This is a genomic window from Sporocytophaga sp. (genome assembly GCF_017745095.1).
Classification (GTDB): domain Bacteria; phylum Bacteroidota; class Bacteroidia; order Cytophagales; family Cytophagaceae; genus Sporocytophaga.
The window spans coordinates 217,102-238,087 of the sequence record NZ_JAGHZZ010000003.1; the positions used below are offsets into that span (position 1 = coordinate 217,102).

Consider the following 20,986-nt stretch of genomic DNA (forward strand, 5'->3'; position numbering starts at 1 on the left):
GGTGAATTAATCGATATTCATCCGGCTATTCATTACTGAACTGATAGCTTAACTCTTCTTTTATATATGGAAAAGCTTCTGTCAGTTTAAGTTTACCATTGATATATTGATATACTTTTCTTCTTGTTAATGTTTCGTAATACAAACCATCTTTCCTTACTGTATTAAACAAAGTAATTTCTTCCTTCATAACAATCTCATTTATATTATCTCCATTTAAATCCTTGATATCATCCAGATGAACCTCTTTTCCTAAAGTATCTCCACGAAGAGGATTGGTGAGATATTCGTCTTTAGCCTCAATCCTTGAAGCCAGCGACATAAGATCATTATAGGAATTATCATAGAAGAGTGTATTCAACTTGTAGTTTTGGAAATGAGCTATAACAGTAAGCCACTGACAAAGACCTTGATTACAGTAATCAATATTTACATGTATTTGATTAAGCTTGTTATTCTTATTAAATGATATAAGTTCAAGTCTTCCATAAAAATTCTCAACATATTTGAGTGCCCATTTATTATTTTGATACTTATAGACAAACAGCATCGCATAAGGAATTCCCCAGATAGGACCAGTTGGATAGCTATTTGCGGGGAAGATTAGAGCAAGGCATTCACGAGATAAAGTATCCATAAAATATCCGGGAAACTTCTGAATTGAAATCTGATCTGGCCTTAATGTATCTTCACTTTCATAATCAAATGAAACCATTTCCAAATCTTTGGTCTGATATACTTTAGGATCAAGAAACTGCTTTGAATAATACTTTCTAAAGAATATATTAAGATCTTTATGTATCCTTGATTCAGAAGGAAGGTCGTTATTATTCTGCCCGACAACCATTGATGCCTTTAAGCATACAATAAACAAAACCATAAGAAATTTCAATTCAGACATTCTTTATTTCTCTTCGGTTAAATGTGCATCAAGCTTATCCCCCATCGGCACTACAATTCTGTATTTACCACCATCCTTTAATATTATAGCATTGCTTAATACTTTTTTCTCACCCTTCAAATATACCTTCTTATCCTTTATTTCAAGATCCTTATAATAGTCATCGTTATAAGTGGAAATAAATGTAGAATAACCTATTCCTTGCGGCTCCGAAAATTCTTTAAGCTTACTTAATACAAGCAAAGAAGTAGACCATTCTATAACATTGTTTAAATGAGTAGCTTTAACAAACACAGATTTTTTTGCAGTTTCGGTAACGTATTTATAAATCACCTGCATCAAGTCACCTTTGGTATCGCTGTAGTCTGTAGTGTTCCAGGTAGCACCTCCAGGAGCCCAATGTTTGAGGTGAGCCATCAACCTTACGGATGATGCATTCCAGTTATCTTTATAAGTATTATTTTCCGTATCAACTACGTAAGAAGGATAATTAAATGCACCACTTGTTTGGAGCAGTTGCACCTGTGCATCTGCGACATCCTGACCATATTCTTTCTTTTCACCAAGCTCAATAAAAAAGCTTTGTAATCTTGCGTCAGATCGAATGAGTTGAGAAGCAGCATAAGCCTTTTTGGATTCATCGTTTGCCGTGACTTTTCTATCACTTCCGACCACCACAATGTCATTTCCTTTTATACCTATTCCCACCTGGAGGAAAATATTTTTATACTTTGGATCTTTGGCCAATATAATCTTAAGTAACTTTACAAGAGAACCGCCTGTTGCAAAACCACGGCCATAAGTAAATACCTGCCCATCCCAGGTATTGATGGAAGAATAACCACCTTCTCTCTTCAGCTCAGTATTTATAGAAGTTTTAACGTCTGTATCTTTTTCAGATGAACCTGTAACGGGCGAATCATATAGATTTTTACCTGTATACATATATCCCTTTCCGCTTTTGCTTAATACGTTCCCGCCACCTTTTCCATAAGTCTCAGTATCTGTCCTATCATTAACAGCGCTTCTGTTCGCCTCTATTTTTTTAAATGTCTCCTCATCAACTTCATCAATTGTTGTCCAATCAGTAATTTCAGTGAATGATGCAAAATTCTCTTCTGTGTCCTTAGGCTTATGGAGTAAGTCTTCTTTCTTTAGCCAGCCCCATTGAGTTGAGGAGACCTCAACCTTAACAAATTTCCCACAGGATTCGCGTATTTTAAGGTATTGGGTTTGCGTAAGTGAAACACTTACTCCTTTAGTACTGAATGGACTTGGATAAATTTTAGTACCATCCTTTGACACTCTGTATAACTGATCTTCTATTTCCAGCTTCACCTCAGCCATTTTAGATGTGGAAGTCCAAACTTCTTCTCCTGTACTTTGGATTTTCACTTTACCAATTCCTTTGTCATCTTTGCTTAAAAGTGTAAGCCTTTCACCTACTGGAATCTGTTTTCCTGTAGGCTTATGCGGCGGGGCTTCCTGAAGTACGTTGGCACCCCATGTACTTACTATATATTCAGGTTGTGATGGTTCAACCACTTTCTCTTCTTCTTCCGATTCGAGAGAATGAGCTGCCAGAAAACCAAGTTCATCAGCTTCATTTTCTAAAGCCGGATCATCATTTACAGAAGTGTCTTTTGCCTGTTTTGTCCCTTTTACTCTGCCTTCTCTCTGTTGCACTACATGAGCAAGCTCATGCCCAAGCAGCTCCTGACCACTTGTAGAATTTGGATTGTATTTTCCAGGGGCAAAGTGAATATCTTCCCCTTGCGCATAAGCCAGTGCACCCATAGATGCTGCTTTATTGCCTTCATGTATTTTAACATTGGAAAAATCCGCATTAAAGGCTGCTTCCATCTTACCTTTCACAGCGCGAGGCATTGGATTGCCCGATGTTTCAGAACGAGCAGCAACATTTGAAGTTTCGGCACCTTTCTTCATTTGTATCTCTTCTTCCTGCTCCGCTGACTCCATCATTTGTGCTGGACCTTTCTTCATCTGCAGCTCTTCTTCTTCCTGCTCCGGAGATTCCATCATCTGAACTGGGCCTTTCTTCATCTGCAACTCTTCTTCTTCCTGCTCCGCTGACTCCATCATTTGTGCAGGACCTTTCTTCATTTGAACTTCCTCTTCTTCCATCTCCGGAGATTCCATCATCTGAACTGGGCCTTTCTTCATCTGCAACTCTTCTTCTTCCTGCTCCGCTGACTCCATCATTTGTGCAGGACCTTTCTTCATTTGAACTTCCTCTTCTTCCATCTCCGGAGATTCCATCATCTGAACTGGGCCTTTCTTCATCTGCAACTCTTCTTCTTCCTGCTCTGATGACTCCATCATTTGAACAGGCCCCTTCTTCATTTGAAGTTCCTCTTCTTCCATCTCAGGAGATTCCATCATCTGAACTGGGCCTTTCTTCATCTGCAACTCTTCTTCTTCCTCTTCGGCTGATTCCATCATTTGAACAGGTCCCTTTTTCATCTGAACGTCCTCTTCTTCCATCTCAGGAGATTCCATCATCTGAACAGGCCCTTTCTTCATCTGAAGTTCGTCCTCTCCTTTAGCATCCATCTTCTGAACGGGAGCCATTTGAGCAGGTGACGATCCTTTGTTAGGACTCGCTTTATCCTGAAAAACTTGTTGAGTATTTTTCTTATGGATTTTCATCAGAAATAGTTAGATATCAAAAGAATAACAGTTGAAAATAATTATTTAAGGGGATTTAAGCCAATATACATGGAAATTAACTCCGTTTTCCATTCTGAAAGGTATTTTTCGCTAATGGATTTAGTTTTCATATTTTTTTAACTAAATTTATTGAGTTCAGCGTATAGCTAATTTTTAAAACACTTTTATGAGTATTCCAGGCATAGCGGAAAAAAGCAAACCACAGGCGGTATTGAATTGTGAGGTCCTTGAAAAGGAGTTGATGTGGTTTAAAACTTTTATAGAATACAGGGTTCGTGTACATATAGGTGAGTCCGGACTTGAAGCCTGTTTTCCCGAACCGCCGGAGTTGGAAGAGAGAACATCCTTTTATGTTAATTTTGTAAAGCATTTTAATTTCACTTTTAGTGAAAGGGTGCTCGTACTTCTTGCATTGGCTCCGCACCTGAAGCCTAACATTCTGGATGCTTTTTTCACTAAAAATTCTGACGGCAGGATATTTACTGAATTCGGAGGAAAAATTAGTCCCGCGAATAAGTTTCTGCCAACTGCTGAAACATATATTTTCCTTATTGCCGGAAATGAATTATACCACAGATTAAAAGCTATTGATATATTCAAACCTTCTTCAAGAATGAGGTTTGATAATATCATCAATTTCGTACCTGAATCTGAAGATTCTTTTTTAGATACAGAGGTCAAAATTTCTCAGGAGCAACTTTCCTTTATCCTTTCCGGAGGAGGATACAAGCCAAATTTCAATAGTTCATTTCCCGCAACGCTTTTAAAGACCGGAATGAACTGGGATGATTTGATCATTGCTCCTGAAGTACTTGAGGAAGTCAATGAAATAACAGCCTGGATCAGACATGGCGATGATTTACTAATGAATTATGGCCTCGGCAAAACTATTAAAAGAGGTTACAGAACCTTATTCTACGGACCTCCTGGAACCGGGAAGACACTTACTGCATCTCTATTAGGTAAATCAAATAAACTGGACGTATACAGGATCGACTTGTCAATGGTCGTTTCCAAGTACATTGGTGAGACTGAGAAAAACCTTGCTAATATCTTTGACCTTGCTGAAAATAAAAACTGGATATTATTCTTTGATGAGGCAGATGCTTTATTTGGCAAGCGTACTCAGACGAAGGACGCTAAGGACAGATATGCCAATCAGGAAGTTTCTTATCTTTTGCAAAGAATAGAAGACTTCCCTGGAGTTGTAATTCTCGCCACAAATCTTAAATCAAACATAGATGATGCTTTTTCAAGGCGTTTTCAATCCATGATATACTTCCCAATGCCAAGTCCTGAGCTAAGATTGAAGCTTTGGGAAAGTGCCTTTACTGATAAGTTTGAATTAAGCGAAAAAGTCAATCTTAAAAAGATAGCTTATGAATATGAGCTGGCTGGAGGTGCGATTATCAATATTGTCCGTTATTGCGCATTAATGGCTTTAAACAGAAATTCAAATTTGATCACTGCTGAAGATCTGATCAACGGGATAAGAAAAGAGTTTAGGAAAGATGGGAAGACGTCGTAGTCGTCCATATTAGATATAAAATTATAAAGCCCTCTAATGTTTAAGACATTGGAGGGCTTTATATTTAAATTGAATATGAGGTCGATACCTCCTATTTTTTCTTTCAATGATGAAACCCCGAAACCCCACCAGACACCACAAACTTCATAATCTCTGAACTCGGTGCTTGCACAATCGTAATATGCTCTTTCGGCACAATAAAAAGATTACCCGAGATATTATACGAATGAGGAAAATATACTGCTACTTTATCCGGTAAGTTAATTACATTAAGATCTGTTTGGGTAATAAATCCCAAACGGTAAAATTCAAAATCTTTATTTACTCTAACCATCACTGGTTGACTGAATTTTTTCTTATCTCCCACAAAAGCACCAACCACATCTTTCGTAGATGAATAAATAAGATTGATGAGAGGGAGTTTATAGAGGAAGTTTTCAAAAACAGTAAAGGCCGGTTTGGCAATCAGCGTGGAACCAAGATAGCCTATAATCGTCACTACTGAAACAACGATAACAATTCCCAATCCAGGGAAGAGGTGGGCCTCAAATAATGAAGGCACAAAGTTATCTACCCATCTGATGAATACTACCAATACGTAGACCGTGAAGAATAAGGGAATTACGAATAGTAAACCCTGCAGGAAATATCTAAGAAACTTTTTCATAAGGTCAGGAAGCTGTTCCTGTCTCAGCGAATATATTTTTTATAAAGGTGGCTACATTTTCCATAAGCCACATTGGGGTTGAGGTTGCTCCGCAGATTCCGACAGAATAAGAAGGTTTAAACCAGCTGGGATCCAGTTCAAGTTCGTTTTCTACGAAATAACTTTTATCGTTTTCAGCCTTGCATACGGAATATAAGGCTTTGCCGTTTGAGCTTTTTTTCCCGCTGACAAACACTATTACGTCATGTTCCTTGGAAAACTTCTGCAATTGAGGTTCTCTGTTTGACACTTGGCGACAGATGCTGTCATTGTAATCGTAGTTAACTACTTCTGCTCCCTTTTGTTCCTTCATTTTTTCCTCGATAAGGGCAGAAATCCTATAAAATCCTTTGGTACTTTTGGTGGTTTGGCTGAACAGCGTTACTGGGCGGGAAAAATCAATCTTTTCAAGATCCTCTTCTTTGGTAACAACTATGGCTTTATCCTTTGTTTGTCCGGTTAATCCTACCACTTCAGCATGACCTTCCTGACCGTAAATAACGATCTGGCCTTCCACTTCTTCCATTTTATCAAATGCAGATTTAACTCTGTTTTGAAGCTTTAAAACTACAGGGCAGGAAGCATCAACCAATTCTATATTGTTATTAAGTGCAAGCTGGTAAGTTTCCGGAGGTTCACCGTGCGCTCTGATAAGAACTTTACAATCGCGCAGTTCTTTTAACTGTTCACGGTTAATTACTTTCAGACCTTTTTTAGTGAGGCGCTCTACCTCCATAGCATTGTGTACGATATCTCCCAGGCAATAGAGTTCACCTCCCTGATCCATTTCATCCTCTGCCATCTGAATGGCAAATTCAACTCCAAAACAATAGCCCGAATTTTTATCTATCGTAACGTTCATGTATTTAATTAACTAATTATAATCGAGTTATGGCTTTCAATCATTTTTCCAACCGAAAGATTGATCACAAAATCTACTTGTTCATCAACAGTCATATGAGTGGTATCCAGCACGTAAGCTTCTTCCGCTTTTTTCAACGGGCCTTCTTCTCTGGTAGTATCAAGATGATCTCTTTTAGCGATATTTTCTATGATATCTTCTATTCCGACTACCTGTTTTTTCTCCAATAACTCTTGCTGACGGCGAAATGCTCTAACATGCATGTCTGCCTGCATAAATATCTTTAATTCTGCGGTAGGGAAAACAGCAGTTCCGATATCTCTTCCATCCATTACCAAGCCTTTCTTCTTTCCCATCTTTTGCTGAAGTGCAACCATGTATTTTCTGACTTCTTTGATGGCGCTTACTTCGCTTACATTTTCGGAAATATACATTTTACGGATTTCATCTTCCACATTTAAACCATTCAAATAAGTTTCGCTCCTGTTTGTTTTAGGATTGAAAACAAAAGTGATGTGGATATTTTCAAGCGCCTTATGGATCGCTTTCGGGTCCGTGATATTCACATAGTGTTCGTGAAAATACAGGGTAGTAGCTCTGTACATAGCACCCGTATCTATATAGGCATATCCTAATTTGGAAGCAACTATCTTAGCCGTAGTGCTTTTACCACAAGCAGAGTATCCATCTATTGCTATGATAATTTTCTTCATTTAGTAAATATAAAGTATTGTAGTCACTATGCAAATAGAATTTATCGGTGTTTTTTTACCTAAAATTCGGAACCTTTTAAATTACTATTCCAACAAAATAATTTGGATTTGAGTTTATAGCACCAAAACTAATAACAAACTGAATATCTAATATTTACAACTATATAACAATGTAAATATTTACAAAAAACAAGAGCGATCAACTCAACTCCACATACCATTTAAGCTTTCATTTTAACTGATATAAAACGAAACCATACATTGGCCTTTGAGCAAAATAATATACGATGTAAAATATTTATGAAATTAAACAGGCCAAATAAAATACTCGGTAGATGATTTTTAATAGAAAAGCCCCAGATATGTCTGAGGCTTTTTCCAAATTCATTTCTTTACTTGGTGATGAGAACTTTTTCTATTCCTTGAATTTCCCCTTTGGAATTTACGACTTTGAATATATAAAGACCTTCATTCCAATCTGCTGTAGTAATGGAAGTACATTTATTTTGCAGAATCATTTTTCCTGTGAAATCATAAACATAAACCTCTGATTCTTTATCTGTTCGGAAATAAACAATATCCTTGGCTGGATTTGGATATAAGAATTGTTCTTTTTCGAATTTTTCCTGAACTGAAGCAACTACAGGCACAGTAAAAGTATTGAAAACTGTATTGGTCAAAATCGGCGAATTTTTATCAAACACAATTCCTGCACTATTTTTAATTATATCCCCTTCTTTTAATTCTTTCTTAGGTTCGACCGAAAACCTTATAAAACCATGTCCTTTTTCCTTATCTGTTTTACTATCCGGAAGCATTATCTTTTCAAAATGAAAAGTCACGACTCCCTCTTTAGAAATTTCAGTGATAACTGGATGGGAAGATCCTAAAACTTTAAATGTTGATAGATTTAAATTTAAATCAAGTGTATCATACACTATAACAGTATAAGCTGTATCATTACCTGTATTCTCAAATCGAATCATATAACTCAATGGAGAGTTATTTTCAGTAAGGTGATCTTCACCAACACCTGCAGGTGTTACTGATTTATCGTTAGGGTCAAAAGAGCAGCGAACTATCGAGTTTATATTATCATAAGTTGTACTAACAACTGATTCGTTGGAATATATTTCGGTAATCAATTTAAAATTCAATATCTCTCCCACTTTGTCTCCTCCTGGAAAATGAATTTCAAAAGGTATTAATTTTAAATCAAGAGGTAACAATTCAGATATTTGAAATATGAGTGCATCGGATTTTTTGGATATAGCATCAAGGGAATTGATTTCAGTCAGCGGATCTCCAATTAGAGTCAGCCTTATCAGTTCTATCCCTTTAAAGCCAGTATTTTCAACCCTTATTGATCCCGTCCCTATAGTCTCACAGCGCGGCCATGGCGTAAAGAAATTCGTGCAAATCTCGGATATAGGATTAGCTACTGTAATACCTATTTTATTTTCTCCTGAATTTTGGAAAGTATAGGGTAGTGTTGTAGAAATGTAGTCAAATTCGCTTTGGGCCGGGATTTCCATTGTATATCTCTCCCCCACAGAACCAGCAAAAGAAAAGTTACCATTCCTGTCAGGAAAAACTGTAATGCCGGAAGGGTATATTTTTAAAGGGTATTTACTAACTCCGAACTCATAAGCATCCTGAATTCCATTCTTATTTGTATCATAGTAAATAATTCCTTTAATAATATTCTGGTCTCTGCGCATTCTCCAAATTGTAAAAATTGAATCTTTTCCCGTTGTACTTCTAAGCCAAATATAGTTGCTATCACCAGCGATTCCGTTCAAATTTTGAAGAGGGTTAGGCAAAGTAATGTGGATAGTGTCATCATCATTAATTACAACAACGCTAACAGGCATTGACTTTGTCTGATCAAACTCAATGTAATGATAAAGCTTTTGGCCCTCTGTTTTCTTATATAAGAAAGAGTAAAGGGAAGAGCTTCTTGTTTCTTCAAACTTCAGTTCGTCTTTCGTTAGAGAAAAGTAAATTGATTCGGTTGATGTTGCAGTTGTATATTTTAGTATCAATGTTCCATTGTCAAGAAAAGCATTATTAAGCGGACTTCTTTCATCAAATCTTAGGTTATAAGCTTCATTGTTCCCTGAAAAATCTGCAAAAAATCTTACAAATACTTTTCCGTTACTCACTAACACAAATCCCTTTGAATAACTGCCCTCCTAACGAAGCTATCGGCGCATCAAATGATTGAAGGGTATTGTCAGAATAACAATATACTTTATTCTTCCCGGCTAGATATAAAATTCCACTCGCTGGCAGTAAAGTACCCATGGGAGAATCTGCTGGTAACAGCTTTTCCCAATCGTCCTTAGTATCTTCAAAAACATAAGCTTCACCTTTGTTCATTAAAATAACACTGGCAGGATTGTTTTGCAGGAAAACAGGACCCATTAAAGTCGTCGAAAGCTGACTATCATTGCTAGGATAGAATTTACTGCTATTTGATTTATCAAACCTGATAAGTTTATCACCTTTGCCAATCCAGATATATTTGTTTGTTTGTCTAATCTGCCCAAATGCAGATGAGGAAACTGAATCCCCTCCAAAATATGCTTCAGAATAAAACACCAAATCAGTACCGTTATAAAAGCCAAGGTAATTTGTATATTTCATTGTTCCACCCTCATACCTATAGCCATAATAACTGAAAGCAACTTTTTCTCCGGTTATGGCAAGGGAGACTGCCATTGTATTTGAATTAGCAATTACCGGAAAGTTGGCATAACGGGTAGTATCTGTGCCTTTAATTTTTAGCAATGCATCTTTAGTTAAAGCCCAGACATTTCCATATATATCGGTTTGAGACTCTTCACTTTCCGATCGGGACTTAAACGGGTGAGCGACTTCATCAAATGTAAAGTTCATCCAGGCATTCTCCTGAGCCTTAGCTCCAAAAGCAATTAAAATTGCTAGTAAAAAGTAGATTTTTTTCATTTTAAATTTTAGTTAAAAAAGCATTAGAAAATTTATTCAGATCTAAAATTTTGGCATATTTTATAGATCATTTTTACAAATAATTTCTACCAATAGCCGATAATATGATAGAGCTTTTATACGGATTAATATATTTAGGTGAATGAATTCTCAAAAAAAATACCCCTCATGAGGGGTATTTAAGTTTCGCCATAAAAAGAACAAATATACAGTTACCTTCTATTATGTCCGCCTTTCATTTTTTTACCGCTTTTGGGAGCCCAGGTCTGACTCTTGTGTCCGGAAGAACACGAAATTGCGAAAAATGAAACTAAAAAAATTAATACGACTATTCTTTTCATAAGCCTGTAGTTATTTATGTCCTTTAATATGATTCATTGGTATTTTGTTTAAAACATCAGTCAATCCTTCTATTCAAGTTCAATAACCATATCATCTTGCTCCACCATTGTACCCTCGGGAAGGTGAATGTCTTTAATTTTTCCATTCATCTTTGAAGTAATGGTAGTTTCCATTTTCATAGCCTCAACCACAAACAGCGGTGCATTCTCTCTGACTGAATCACCAACCTTTACCATTACCTGTCCGATTTTGCCCTGCAACGGGGCCCCCACTTGTTTGATTGTTTCTACTTTCTTGTGGGTTGGTCTTGCTACTTTAATGGTATTATCCTTGACCTGCACATTTCTGGTCTGTCCGTTGAGTTCAAAAAATACAGTTCTCATTCCGTTTTCATCGGCTGCAGAACAATACATCATTTTCACAATAATTGTCTTACCCTTGCCCAGCTTGACAAGAATCTCCTGATTGTTTTTTAGTCCATAGAAGAAAGCAAGTGTTGGTATGTTGCTTACATCACCGTATTGCTCCCTATGTTTTGCATACCCTTCGAATACTTTTGGGTACATCTTATAGCTAAGGAAATCCAGGAAAGAGGATGTATTCCCAAACTGTAGTTGAAATGCCTCGAATTCCTTTTCAAAATCAACTGGGGCCAAATGATCATTAGGTCTCTCCGTAAATGGCTTTTCCCCTTTAAGAATGATAGACTGAAGTTTCTCAGGAAATCCACCATACGCCTGTCCTATTTCTCCTTTAAATAAACTTACTACTGACTCAGGGAAAGACAAATACTGACCTCTTTCCATAATGTCCTTTTCTGTCAGGTTATTTGATGTCATGAATAAAGCCATATCACCGACAACTTTTGAGCTTGGCGTTACTTTTATGATATCACCGAACATCTTGTTGACCAAAGCATAATTTTGCTTTACTTTTTCAAACTTCTCGCCCAAGCCCAATGACTCTGCTTGAGGTCTCAGGTTTGAATACTGTCCTCCGGGAATTTCATTTTCATATACTTCAGCTGTACCGGCTTTCAAATCGGATTCGAACGGATAATAAAACTCTCTGACATCTTCCCAATAACTTGAATACTGGTTCAATGCTGGCATGTTAAACTTAAGCTCACGTTCATGCCCTTTCAGCATAGATACTATTGAATTGAAGTTTGGCTGCGAAGTCAATCCTGACATCGATGCTATCGCCACATCAATGATGTCTACTCCTGCTTCCACAGCTTTAAGGTAAGTAGCTGCCTGGATAGCCGAGGTATCATGTGTATGGAGATGTATTGGAATGCTGACAGCTTTCTTCAGTTCTTTAATAAGCAATTCTGCGGAATAAGGCTTTAACAGACCTGCCATATCTTTAATACACAGAATATGTGCACCAAGGTCTTCAAGCTGTCTTGCCATATCAAGATAATACTGTAAAGTGTACTTCTTATTTTCCGGATCAAGAATATCGCCGGAATAACAAACTGCTGCTTCAGCAATACCTCCTGTCCTCTCTTTCACAGCTTTGATACTTACCTTCATCGCCTCTACCCAATTGAGCGAGTCGAAAATTCTGAAGATATCTACACCACTCTCCCAGGTTTTCTCTATAAATTTTTCAATCAGATTATCTGGATAAGCTTTATATCCAACAGCATTGGAACCTCTGATGAGCATCTGAAGCAGAATATTCGGAACCGCTTCTCGAATCAGCTGCAGTCTTTGCCATGGATCTTCATGAAGGAATCTCATCGCCACATCAAATGTTGCTCCTCCCCATACTTCCATGGAGAAAACCTGAGGATGATTTTTTGCAAAACTTTCCGCTACCTCCACCATATTTTTGGTACGTACCCTTGTTGCCAGCAATGACTGATGGGCATCTCTGAAAGTAGTATCGGTAATCTGAATAGCCTTCTGATCTTTCAGCCAATTGACAAGTCCTTGCGGACCACTGTTTGTCAGGATCTGCTTCGTTCCATCAGGATATGGACTGTATTTCTCATAAAATGGAATTTGTGGGGTTCTGAATGTTTTCTTTTCATCCACATACTTCACATCAGGATTTCCATTCACAATTACATTGGAAAGGAACTTAAGCGTCTTAGTACCTCTATCCTGAATATTTTTGATATTCAACAATTCAGGATGTTCTTCTATGAACTTTACAGTAGCATGTCCTTTGATAAATTCAGGATGAGAAATAACATTCTCTAAAAATCCTATGTTTGTTTTTACTCCTCTAATCCTGAATTCTCTAAGTGTGCGGTTCAGACGCTCACATGCTCCCCACATAGTCCGACCGGAAGCAGATACTTTCACCAATAGAGAATCAAAGAAAGGAGAAATTTTTACTCCCGGATAAGAACTTCCTTCATCAAGACGAATACCAAAACCTGCTGCATTTCTGTAGGCAATGATAGTACCATAATCAGGTTTAAAGCCATTGGCAGGATCTTCTGTTGTCACACGACACTGTATGGCAAAGCCATTGCATTTAACATCTTCCTGTCTGGATATATAGATGCAGGTATCTGACAACTTATGTCCTTTGGCAATCAAGATCTGAGAGCGGACGATATCTATTCCTGTTATTTCCTCAGTAATCGTATGCTCAACCTGGATACGAGGGTTTACTTCTATAAAGTATACCTTTTCATCCTGATCCACAAGAAACTCGACGGTACCAACATTATTATACTTTACATGTCGTGCAATTGTAAGGGCATAATTGTAGATCTTTTGTTTAGTTTCCTCTTTCAAAACAGGACATGGAGCCACCTCTACAACTTTCTGAAATCTTCTTTGCACAGAGCAATCTCTTTCATACAAGTGAACAATATTCCCATGGTTATCTCCCATGAGCTGCACTTCTATGTGCTTCGGCCTGTCTATAAACTTTTCAAGGAAAACCGTATCATCTCCAAATGCCTTCAGCGATTCGGCTCTGGCTTCATTGTAAGCCCGTTCAAGCTGACTTTCATCACGGATAACGCGCATCCCTCTTCCACCTCCTCCGGCCGCTGCTTTCATCATTAAAGGATATCCTATACGATGGGCTTCTTTCTGGGCAATTTCAAGAGATAATAAATCTTGCTTACTGTCTTCTATGATCGGTACACCCGCGCTGATAGCAATTTCCTTGGCAGAGACTTTATCTCCCAAAGCTTCCATCACCTCTGGTTCCGGGCCAATAAAGATAATTCCCTCTTCTTTACATCTCCTTGCAAGATTTACATTTTCTGATAAAAAGCCATAGCCAGGATGTATGGCATCTACACTATGTCTTTTCGCAAGTTGAATGATTTGTTCAATGTCAAGGTATGGTTTTAGCGGTTCATTATCTCTTCCGATCTGATAAGCTTCATCCGCTTTATAACGATGCAAAGAATAACGATCCTCATAAGTATAAATCGCTACGGTTTTTATTTTCAGCTCAGAGGCAGCGCGCAAGACACGGATAGCGATTTCACCACGATTGGCAACCAGTAACTTTTCTAATTTCTTTAGTTGACTCATTGAACAGGAAGATTAATAAGTTTGAAAAATTTTAAACTTCTGAATTGACCAGGACAGAAAGAGCAAGCGTCCTTGTTGGGTCATTCAAAAATAATAAAAAAACAATATCAATGCGGACTTAAAATGCTTTTCTTTATAATGATCGAGCTCTTAATAAGGTTTCTTTATAAAAAAAATATGCTGAACTACGAAAAGAATTAATCTTTTTATAATTCAGCATAAACAACTAGTAATATTTCTTTTGAAGAATTTATCTCGCCATTGCAGAAAGCAAATCTGCCTGAGTGATAATTCTCACATCATTCTTTTCATCGCGAACCAGAAGGGCTGTGTTCTCTTTCGTTATTAAGGATGAAAGCACGTCTATTGTATTGTCCAATCCTACAAAAGTAAATGGTGCTTCCATTACCTCGCCTACTGTTAGATCTTTCAATCCAGGGTTTTCAATTAATTTCTTCAGTACCTTAGAATCCGTAAGACTTCCAACGAAAGCATCGCCGTCTATTACAGGGATCTGAGAAATGCCTTTTCCGTTCAGAATTTTCACCGCCTCTCCTACTTTGTCATTTTTAGCTATCGTAATAAGTTTTCCGTTTTTCTGTTCTGCAATGATATCTTTTGCTGTGGCAAAACTACGGCTTTCAAGATATCCGTGATCTTTCATCCACACGTCATTGTAAATCTTAGCCAGATACCTTGTACCATGATCTGGTAGGATTACCACCATCACATCATTATCGGTAAAATGCTCTTTTGCATACTCCAATGCTCCATAGACCGCAGAACCACTAGACCAGCCAACAAACAATCCTTCTTCTCGTGCTAGTTTTCTTGTCATTACAGCTGCATCCTTATCAGTAACTTTAATAAACTGATCGATCAGACTGAAGTCAACATTTTTCGGAAGGATGTCTTCACCTATACCTTCTGTTCCGTAGGGGAAAATTTCATTTTCATCAAACACTCCTGTTTCCTTGTATTTTTTAAATACAGAGCCATAAGTATCAATACCTATTGATTTGATTGAAGAATTCTTTTCCTTCAGGAATTTAGACACACCGCACATCGTACCGCCCGTTCCTACACCGGCAGCAAAATGCGTTACCTTTCCTTCTGTCTGACTCCAGATCTCAGGACCAGTTGTTTCATAGTGAGCTGCTGTATTAGAAAGGTTATCGTACTGATTTGGATAAAACGAATTTGGTATTTCTTTATTCAATTTTGCGGCAACACAATAATAAGATCTAGGATCAGAAGGAGCTACGTTTGTTGGACAAATGATAACTTCTGCTCCAAGTGCACGCAATACGTCAACTTTCTCTTTTGACTGTTTATCAGTAGTGGTAAAAATACACTTGTATCCTTTTGCAATAGCAGCCAGCGCAAGTCCCATTCCTGTGTTTCCGGAAGTTCCTTCTATAATGGTTCCTCCTGGTTTCAGAATACCTGCTTTCTCTGCATCTTCAACCATTTTTAAAGCCATTCTGTCTTTTACAGAATTTCCGGGATTAAAATATTCGACTTTAACGAGTATTGTCCCTTTTATTCCTTTGGTTACTTTGTTAAGCTTTACCAATGGAGTATTTCCTATCGCCTGAATAATTGAAGAGTAGTACATAAAAACTTAAAGTTTGCCTTTGTCAAAATTAGAAATAAGATCTTTGAAACAAAATTTCAGACCCGTATTTCAACAAAGTTTAGGGAAGTTAAGTTTGGGGAAAGCGAAAAGCTTAAAGCGGAAAGCTTAAAGTTAAAAGTGGAAAGTTAAAAGTTTTAGGTAATAAGTTTTATGAATTGGCGGAGTGACTTTCAAATAAATTCGGAATAGATATTTTGTTGCAGTAACTCAACCCGTACTATTTTATTCTACCAGGAAAATCAGCTATTATGTTTAAAGTAAACTTTTATTTCACTTTTTGCTTTAAGCTTTTCGCTTTCAGCTTTATTACTCTGTAGCGCCAGCCAGAAGATAAAGCACTGCCATTCTCACCGCCACACCATTTTCTACCTGATTCAGGATCACAGAATGATGGGAATCTGCTACATCACTTGACAACTCCACTCCCCTATTAATAGGTCCAGGGTGCATGATCATTATTTCTTTGTTAAGAGAATCTAACAAAGATTTATTAATCCCATAATATAAAGAGTACTCCCTCAAAGAAGGGAAATATTTGATGGTCTGTCTTTCAAGCTGGATTCTCAAAACGTTTGCTACATCGCACCACTCCAAAGCTTTCTTAAGATCCAGTTCTACTTTTACATTAAGATCTTTGATGTATTTTGGAAGGAGAGTGATTGGACCACAAACCATTACTTCGGCTCCTAGCTTCTGTAATGCAAAAATATTTGAAAGCGCTACTCTTGAATGCAGGATGTCTCCGAAAATACAAACCTTCTTCCCCTCCACATGACCGAATTTCTCTTTTATCGTAAATGCGTCTAGCAAAGCCTGAGTAGGATGTTCATGAGTTCCATCGCCGGCATTGACAATCTTTGCTTTGATATGCTTTGAAAGATAATGAGGAGAGCCTACGCTGCTGTGTCTCATCACTATCATATCCACTTTCATTGCAAGGATATTATTGACGGTGTCCAGTAATGTTTCGCCTTTCTTCACAGAACTTGATGATGATGAAAAATTTATAACATCAGCAGATAATCTTTTTTCTGCAAGCTCAAAAGATAATCTTGTTCTGGTAGAATTTTCGAAAAATATATTGGCAATAGTGATATCCCTCAGAGAAGGTACTTTTTTGATAGGTCGGTTAATTACTTCTTTAAAATTTCCCGCAGTATCTAAAATTAAATTAATGTCCTCTCTGGTGAGGTCTTTTATTCCAAGAAGGTGCTTAACACTTAAATGCTGCATTGTTAGGTTTTATTAATCAACCAAATATTATCGTCTTTCAATCCTTCTTCCTTTAATTCAACCAATACTTTTTCGGATTCAAGGCAATCGACCTCTACACCGATATAATTAGGCTGAATTGGAAGATCTCTGCTGTATTTTCTGTCTACAAGTACAAGTAGTTCAACTTTTCTCGGTCTTCCGAAAGCAGTCATGGCATCCATAGCTGCGCGGATAGTCCTTCCTGTATAAAGAACATCATCTACAAGAATTACGTTTTTATCCTCAATCAGGAATGGAACCTTTGTAGCATTGGCTTTTAAAGGATTATCCTTTCTCCTGAAATCATCACGGAAGAAAGTAACATCCAGATAACCAATCTTTACATCTTTTTGAAGAATGTCCTGAAGTTTTCTCTGAATACGTTCGGAAAAGCTTACACCTCTTGGCTGTATCCCAAGAATAACAGAGTTGGAAAAATCACCGTGAAGTTCAATCAACTGATGACAAAGCCTGTCGATCGTTATTGAAAGACGTTCGGTACCGATGATGAGTCTTTTTTCCATTTAAAAATTTTTCAAAGATAATAATGAACTGATTTTATTCGAAAAATTATAAGATTTTTATTTCTCGGATAATTCAAGAATTCTGTCAAACTCTTCTTTCTTTACGGGCGTTACAGAAAGCCTTGACTGTTTCACTAAGCTCATGTTTCCCAGTATCTTATCCGCCTTTATCGTTTCAAGGGTAACAGGAGTCTTCAACTTTTTATGAGGACCAAGATCCACTACTACCCAATTGGTATCATCCGTTGTCGGATCCTGATAAAATTCCTTAAGCACTTTTGCGATCCCTACCACTTCCTTACCCTCATTACTGTGATAAAAAAGGACAAGATCTCCTTTTTTCATGGCTTTCAAATTGTTACGAGCCTGATAATTTCTTACCCCGTCCCAGAATGTTGATTTATCCTTCTGAAGCTGTTCAAAGGGATATTTGAATGGTTCTGATTTTACTAGCCAGTGATTCATTTAGTTCACAAATTTCCATTCAAAATTAATCTTTTCCTTTAAACCCAAAAGAAAATCTTTTGAATGGAACCCTAATTCCTTTAAAAACATTTATGAGCGTAAACCTTCATTGGTTTCTCCTCATTTTTATTTTAATTTTGAATTAATGGGCAATCAGGAAATTATCAACATCTTCAAACTCACGGCTTCATTAATGGAGCTTCATGAGGAAAATCCTTTCAAGATCAGAACATATCAAAATGCGGTATATAATCTTGATAAAATCTCCAGCGATTTAGCCGGACTTTCATTAGAAGAACTTGCTTCTCTTGAAGGTGTCGGAAAAAGTATTGCCGGAAAAATTCAGGATTTGAATGCTACGGGTACATTCCCCGAATTATCTTCTTTATTAGCTCAAACTCCAAAAGGGGTCATTGATATCCTGAACATAAAAGGCATAGGCCCTAAAAAAGTACGCAGCATCTGGAAAGAACTTGATATTGTTTCCACAGATGCACTGCTTGAAGCTTGTAATGAAAATAAAATTGCCAGTCTGAAAGGCTTCGGTGAAAAAACCCAGGAAAGCATAAAGAAGGAGTTGCTTTTTGCTTCTGCCCAAAAAGACAGATGGATGTACGCTGAAGCCGAAGCTACTGCTTTGAAGCTTGAAAAAGACCTTGCTGCACTAAATCTGAAAGTATCCCTAGCAGGAGATATTCAAAGAAAAGCTGAAACATTGGACACCATTCAGCTTATTGTGGGAGAAAACCAACCTCAGAAAGTATTTAGTGCATTGAGTGGAATTAAATCACTTGAGCAAAATATAAAGTCATCAGGACCATTTGTATGGAGAGGCAAAGATTTTTTAACCGAGGTAAAGGTTGAAATAAAAATCTGTCCGGAAGAACGCTTCGGTAACTTTGTATATCTGAATTCTTCATCTCCTTCGCATCTTAAAACTGATCTGGGAAATTCTACCAATTTATTTCAGCTTCTGACTTCCAAAGACTTTAAAAATGAACAGGAGATTTTCAGCCACTTGAATTTTCCATTTATCGTTCCTGAGCTTCGTGAAGGATACGATGAAATAGAAAAAGCTAGAGAAAACAGACTTCCAGAACTCATCTCCTACAATGATCTGAAAGGCACACTGCATAATCATAGCACCTATAGTGACGGTGTTCATACGCTTGAACAAATGGCCATGTATTGCAAGGAGCTTGGATTTGAATACCTTGGAATCAGCGACCACTCCAAATCCGCTTTTTATGCTAACGGATTACAAGAGTTCCGCATTACCGAGCAGCATGCAGAGATCGATGCGCTGAATAAAAAATTAGCACCATTCAAAATATTCAAAGGCATAGAGTCTGACATATTAAATGATGGCAGCCTTGATTATGAAGATTCGGTGTTAGCATCTTTTGATTTTATTGTTGCTTCTATCCACTCCAATTTGAAAATGGATAAAGCCAAAGCAACCGAAAGACTGATAAAAGCGATAGAGAATCCTTATACAACAATGCTAGGCCACCCGACAGGCAGATTGTTACTTAAAAGAGAAGGCTATCCCATAGATCATAAGAAAGTAATCGATGCCTGTGCAGAGAATAATGTGATCATTGAAATCAATGCACATCCTAGAAGATTGGATATGGAATGGAAATGGGTAAGATATGCATTGGAGAAAGGCATCATGATCAGCATTAATCCTGATGCACATGAAATGGAAGGATATCTGGATATGCATTATGGAGTGCATGTAGGAAGAAAAGCAGGCCTGACAAAGGAAATGACTTTTAATGCTCTCAGTGTGCAAGAAGCAGAACAATATTTCAATAAAAAGAAAAGTAGCTCTAAGATTTCAACGAATGCCTAAAGTACTGGTTTTACGATTTTCTTCTATAGGCGATATAGTGCTTACTACCCCGGTAGTGAGAAATTTAAAGCAACAACTTTCCGGAGCAGAAGTACATTACTGTACCAAAAGTCAATTCAGAATCCTCTTTGAAGACAACCCCTATATAGACAAGGTATTTTACCTTGATAAATCGTTAAACAACCTGATCGAAGAACTGAAGAGAGAGAATTATGATTATGTCATTGATCTTCACAACAATCTTCGTACGTCCATCATTAAATGGAGACTAGGGAAAAAGTCATTTACTTTTGATAAACTCAACTTCAAAAAATGGCTATTGGTAAATCTCAAAGTGGATGTCTTGCCTCCTGTACACATTGTTGACAGGTACATGTCGACGGTTAAAAAGCTAGGTATAACCAATGATGCAAAAGGACTTGATTATTTCGTTCCATCCAAAGACATTGTCAACCTTCAGAATTATGGACTGGAACCTGACAAGTATATTGCATTTGCGATAGGTGCACAACATGCGACCAAGAGACTTCCTCTTCACAAACTTGTAGAAGCATGCTCTCTCCAAAATATGCCTCTCATTCTTTTAGGGGGAAAAGAGGATAAAACAATGGGAGATTCAGTTGCTGAAGCCTGCAAAGATTTGCCATTTTCAGTTATTAATCTGAGTGGACAACTTTCCTTAAACCAGTCAGCTTCTTTCCTTCAACAATCAAAATTTGTAATAAGTCATGATACCGGATTGATGCATATAGCATCTGCCTTCAAAAAGGAGATTTATTCAATCTGGGGGAATACGGTTCCACAATTCGGAATGTATCCTTATCAAACTAAATATCATGTTCTTGAAAATAATTCTATAAACTGTAGACCTTGTTCAAAAATTGGCTACAAAAATTGCCCTAAGGGACATTTTAAATGCATGAATGAATTGAATCTCAAATATGGATTTGAAGAAATAAAAAAACAGGAAAACCCGGTTTCCCGAGCCTTCCCGAATTAATAACCTTAACTTTCGGCT

Annotated in this window: 15 protein-coding genes; 3 read left to right on the forward strand and 12 right to left on the reverse strand. The window is 37.4% G+C overall.

Features of this window, described 5'->3' with window-relative positions:
- Nucleotides 1-25: 25 nt before the first annotated feature.
- On the reverse strand, nt 26-901 hold the full coding sequence (locus J7604_RS06160; protein WP_293892668.1) for a hypothetical protein: 876 nt from the start codon (nt 899-901) through the stop codon (nt 26-28).
- Nucleotides 902-904: 3 nt separating this feature from the next.
- Nucleotides 905-3,571, reverse strand: a complete 2,667-nt coding sequence (locus tag J7604_RS06165; protein WP_293892671.1) for a DUF4157 domain-containing protein — start codon at nt 3,569-3,571, stop codon at nt 905-907.
- A 187-nt stretch (nt 3,572-3,758) separates the two neighbouring features.
- Here J7604_RS06165 and J7604_RS06170 point away from each other — a divergent pair, with 187 nt between their 5' ends.
- Nucleotides 3,759-5,120 (forward strand): ATP-binding protein, encoded by a 1,362-nt coding sequence (locus tag J7604_RS06170; RefSeq protein ID WP_293892674.1) that lies wholly within the window; start codon nt 3,759-3,761, stop codon nt 5,118-5,120.
- 103 nt (nt 5,121-5,223) lie between these two features.
- On the opposite strand, the gene J7604_RS06175 is transcribed toward J7604_RS06170, so the two are convergent.
- From J7604_RS06175 to J7604_RS06220, 10 genes are all read right to left on the reverse strand, one after another.
- Nucleotides 5,224-5,787, reverse strand: coding sequence for a DUF502 domain-containing protein (locus J7604_RS06175; RefSeq protein ID WP_293892677.1), 564 nt, complete (start codon nt 5,785-5,787; stop codon nt 5,224-5,226).
- 4 nt (nt 5,788-5,791) lie between these two features.
- Entirely contained in the window at nt 5,792-6,688 is an 897-nt protein-coding gene (locus J7604_RS06180; RefSeq protein ID WP_293892680.1) for a 4-hydroxy-3-methylbut-2-enyl diphosphate reductase, read from the reverse strand.
- 8 nt (nt 6,689-6,696) lie between these two features.
- Nucleotides 6,697-7,401 (reverse strand): (d)CMP kinase, encoded by a 705-nt coding sequence (gene cmk / locus J7604_RS06185; protein ID WP_293892683.1) that lies wholly within the window; start codon nt 7,399-7,401, stop codon nt 6,697-6,699.
- 392 nt (nt 7,402-7,793) lie between these two features.
- Nucleotides 7,794-9,566: a T9SS type A sorting domain-containing protein gene (locus J7604_RS06190; RefSeq protein ID WP_293892686.1), complete on the reverse strand. Its 1,773-nt coding sequence runs from the start codon at nt 9,564-9,566 to the stop codon at nt 7,794-7,796.
- Nucleotides 9,559-10,371 (reverse strand): hypothetical protein, encoded by an 813-nt coding sequence (locus J7604_RS06195; RefSeq protein WP_293892689.1) that lies wholly within the window; start codon nt 10,369-10,371, stop codon nt 9,559-9,561. Before J7604_RS06195 ends, J7604_RS06190 begins: the two co-directional genes overlap by 8 nt.
- Nucleotides 10,372-10,781: 410 nt before the next feature.
- Nucleotides 10,782-14,228 (reverse strand): pyruvate carboxylase, encoded by a 3,447-nt coding sequence (locus tag J7604_RS06200; protein WP_293892692.1) that lies wholly within the window; start codon nt 14,226-14,228, stop codon nt 10,782-10,784.
- 250 nt (nt 14,229-14,478) lie between these two features.
- Nucleotides 14,479-15,846 (reverse strand): cystathionine beta-synthase, encoded by a 1,368-nt coding sequence (locus tag J7604_RS06205; protein ID WP_293892695.1) that lies wholly within the window; start codon nt 15,844-15,846, stop codon nt 14,479-14,481.
- A 327-nt stretch (nt 15,847-16,173) separates the two neighbouring features.
- Nucleotides 16,174-17,100: an aspartate carbamoyltransferase catalytic subunit gene (locus J7604_RS06210; protein WP_293892698.1), complete on the reverse strand. Its 927-nt coding sequence runs from the start codon at nt 17,098-17,100 to the stop codon at nt 16,174-16,176.
- 2 nt (nt 17,101-17,102) lie between these two features.
- Nucleotides 17,103-17,645, reverse strand: coding sequence for a bifunctional pyr operon transcriptional regulator/uracil phosphoribosyltransferase PyrR (gene pyrR / locus J7604_RS06215; RefSeq protein ID WP_293892701.1), 543 nt, complete (start codon nt 17,643-17,645; stop codon nt 17,103-17,105).
- A gap of 57 nt (nt 17,646-17,702) precedes the next feature.
- The gene (locus J7604_RS06220; RefSeq protein WP_293892704.1) at nt 17,703-18,110 is read right to left on the reverse strand and encodes an EVE domain-containing protein; all 408 of its coding nucleotides are present in this window, start codon (nt 18,108-18,110) and stop codon (nt 17,703-17,705) included.
- 145 nt (nt 18,111-18,255) lie between these two features.
- Here J7604_RS06220 and polX point away from each other — a divergent pair, with 145 nt between their 5' ends.
- Nucleotides 18,256-19,968, forward strand: coding sequence for a DNA polymerase/3'-5' exonuclease PolX (gene polX / locus J7604_RS06225; RefSeq protein ID WP_293892707.1), 1,713 nt, complete (start codon nt 18,256-18,258; stop codon nt 19,966-19,968).
- Nucleotides 19,961-20,968: a glycosyltransferase family 9 protein gene (locus J7604_RS06230; protein ID WP_293892710.1), complete on the forward strand. Its 1,008-nt coding sequence runs from the start codon at nt 19,961-19,963 to the stop codon at nt 20,966-20,968. Before polX ends, J7604_RS06230 begins: the two co-directional genes overlap by 8 nt.
- Nucleotides 20,969-20,986 lie beyond the last annotated feature (18 nt).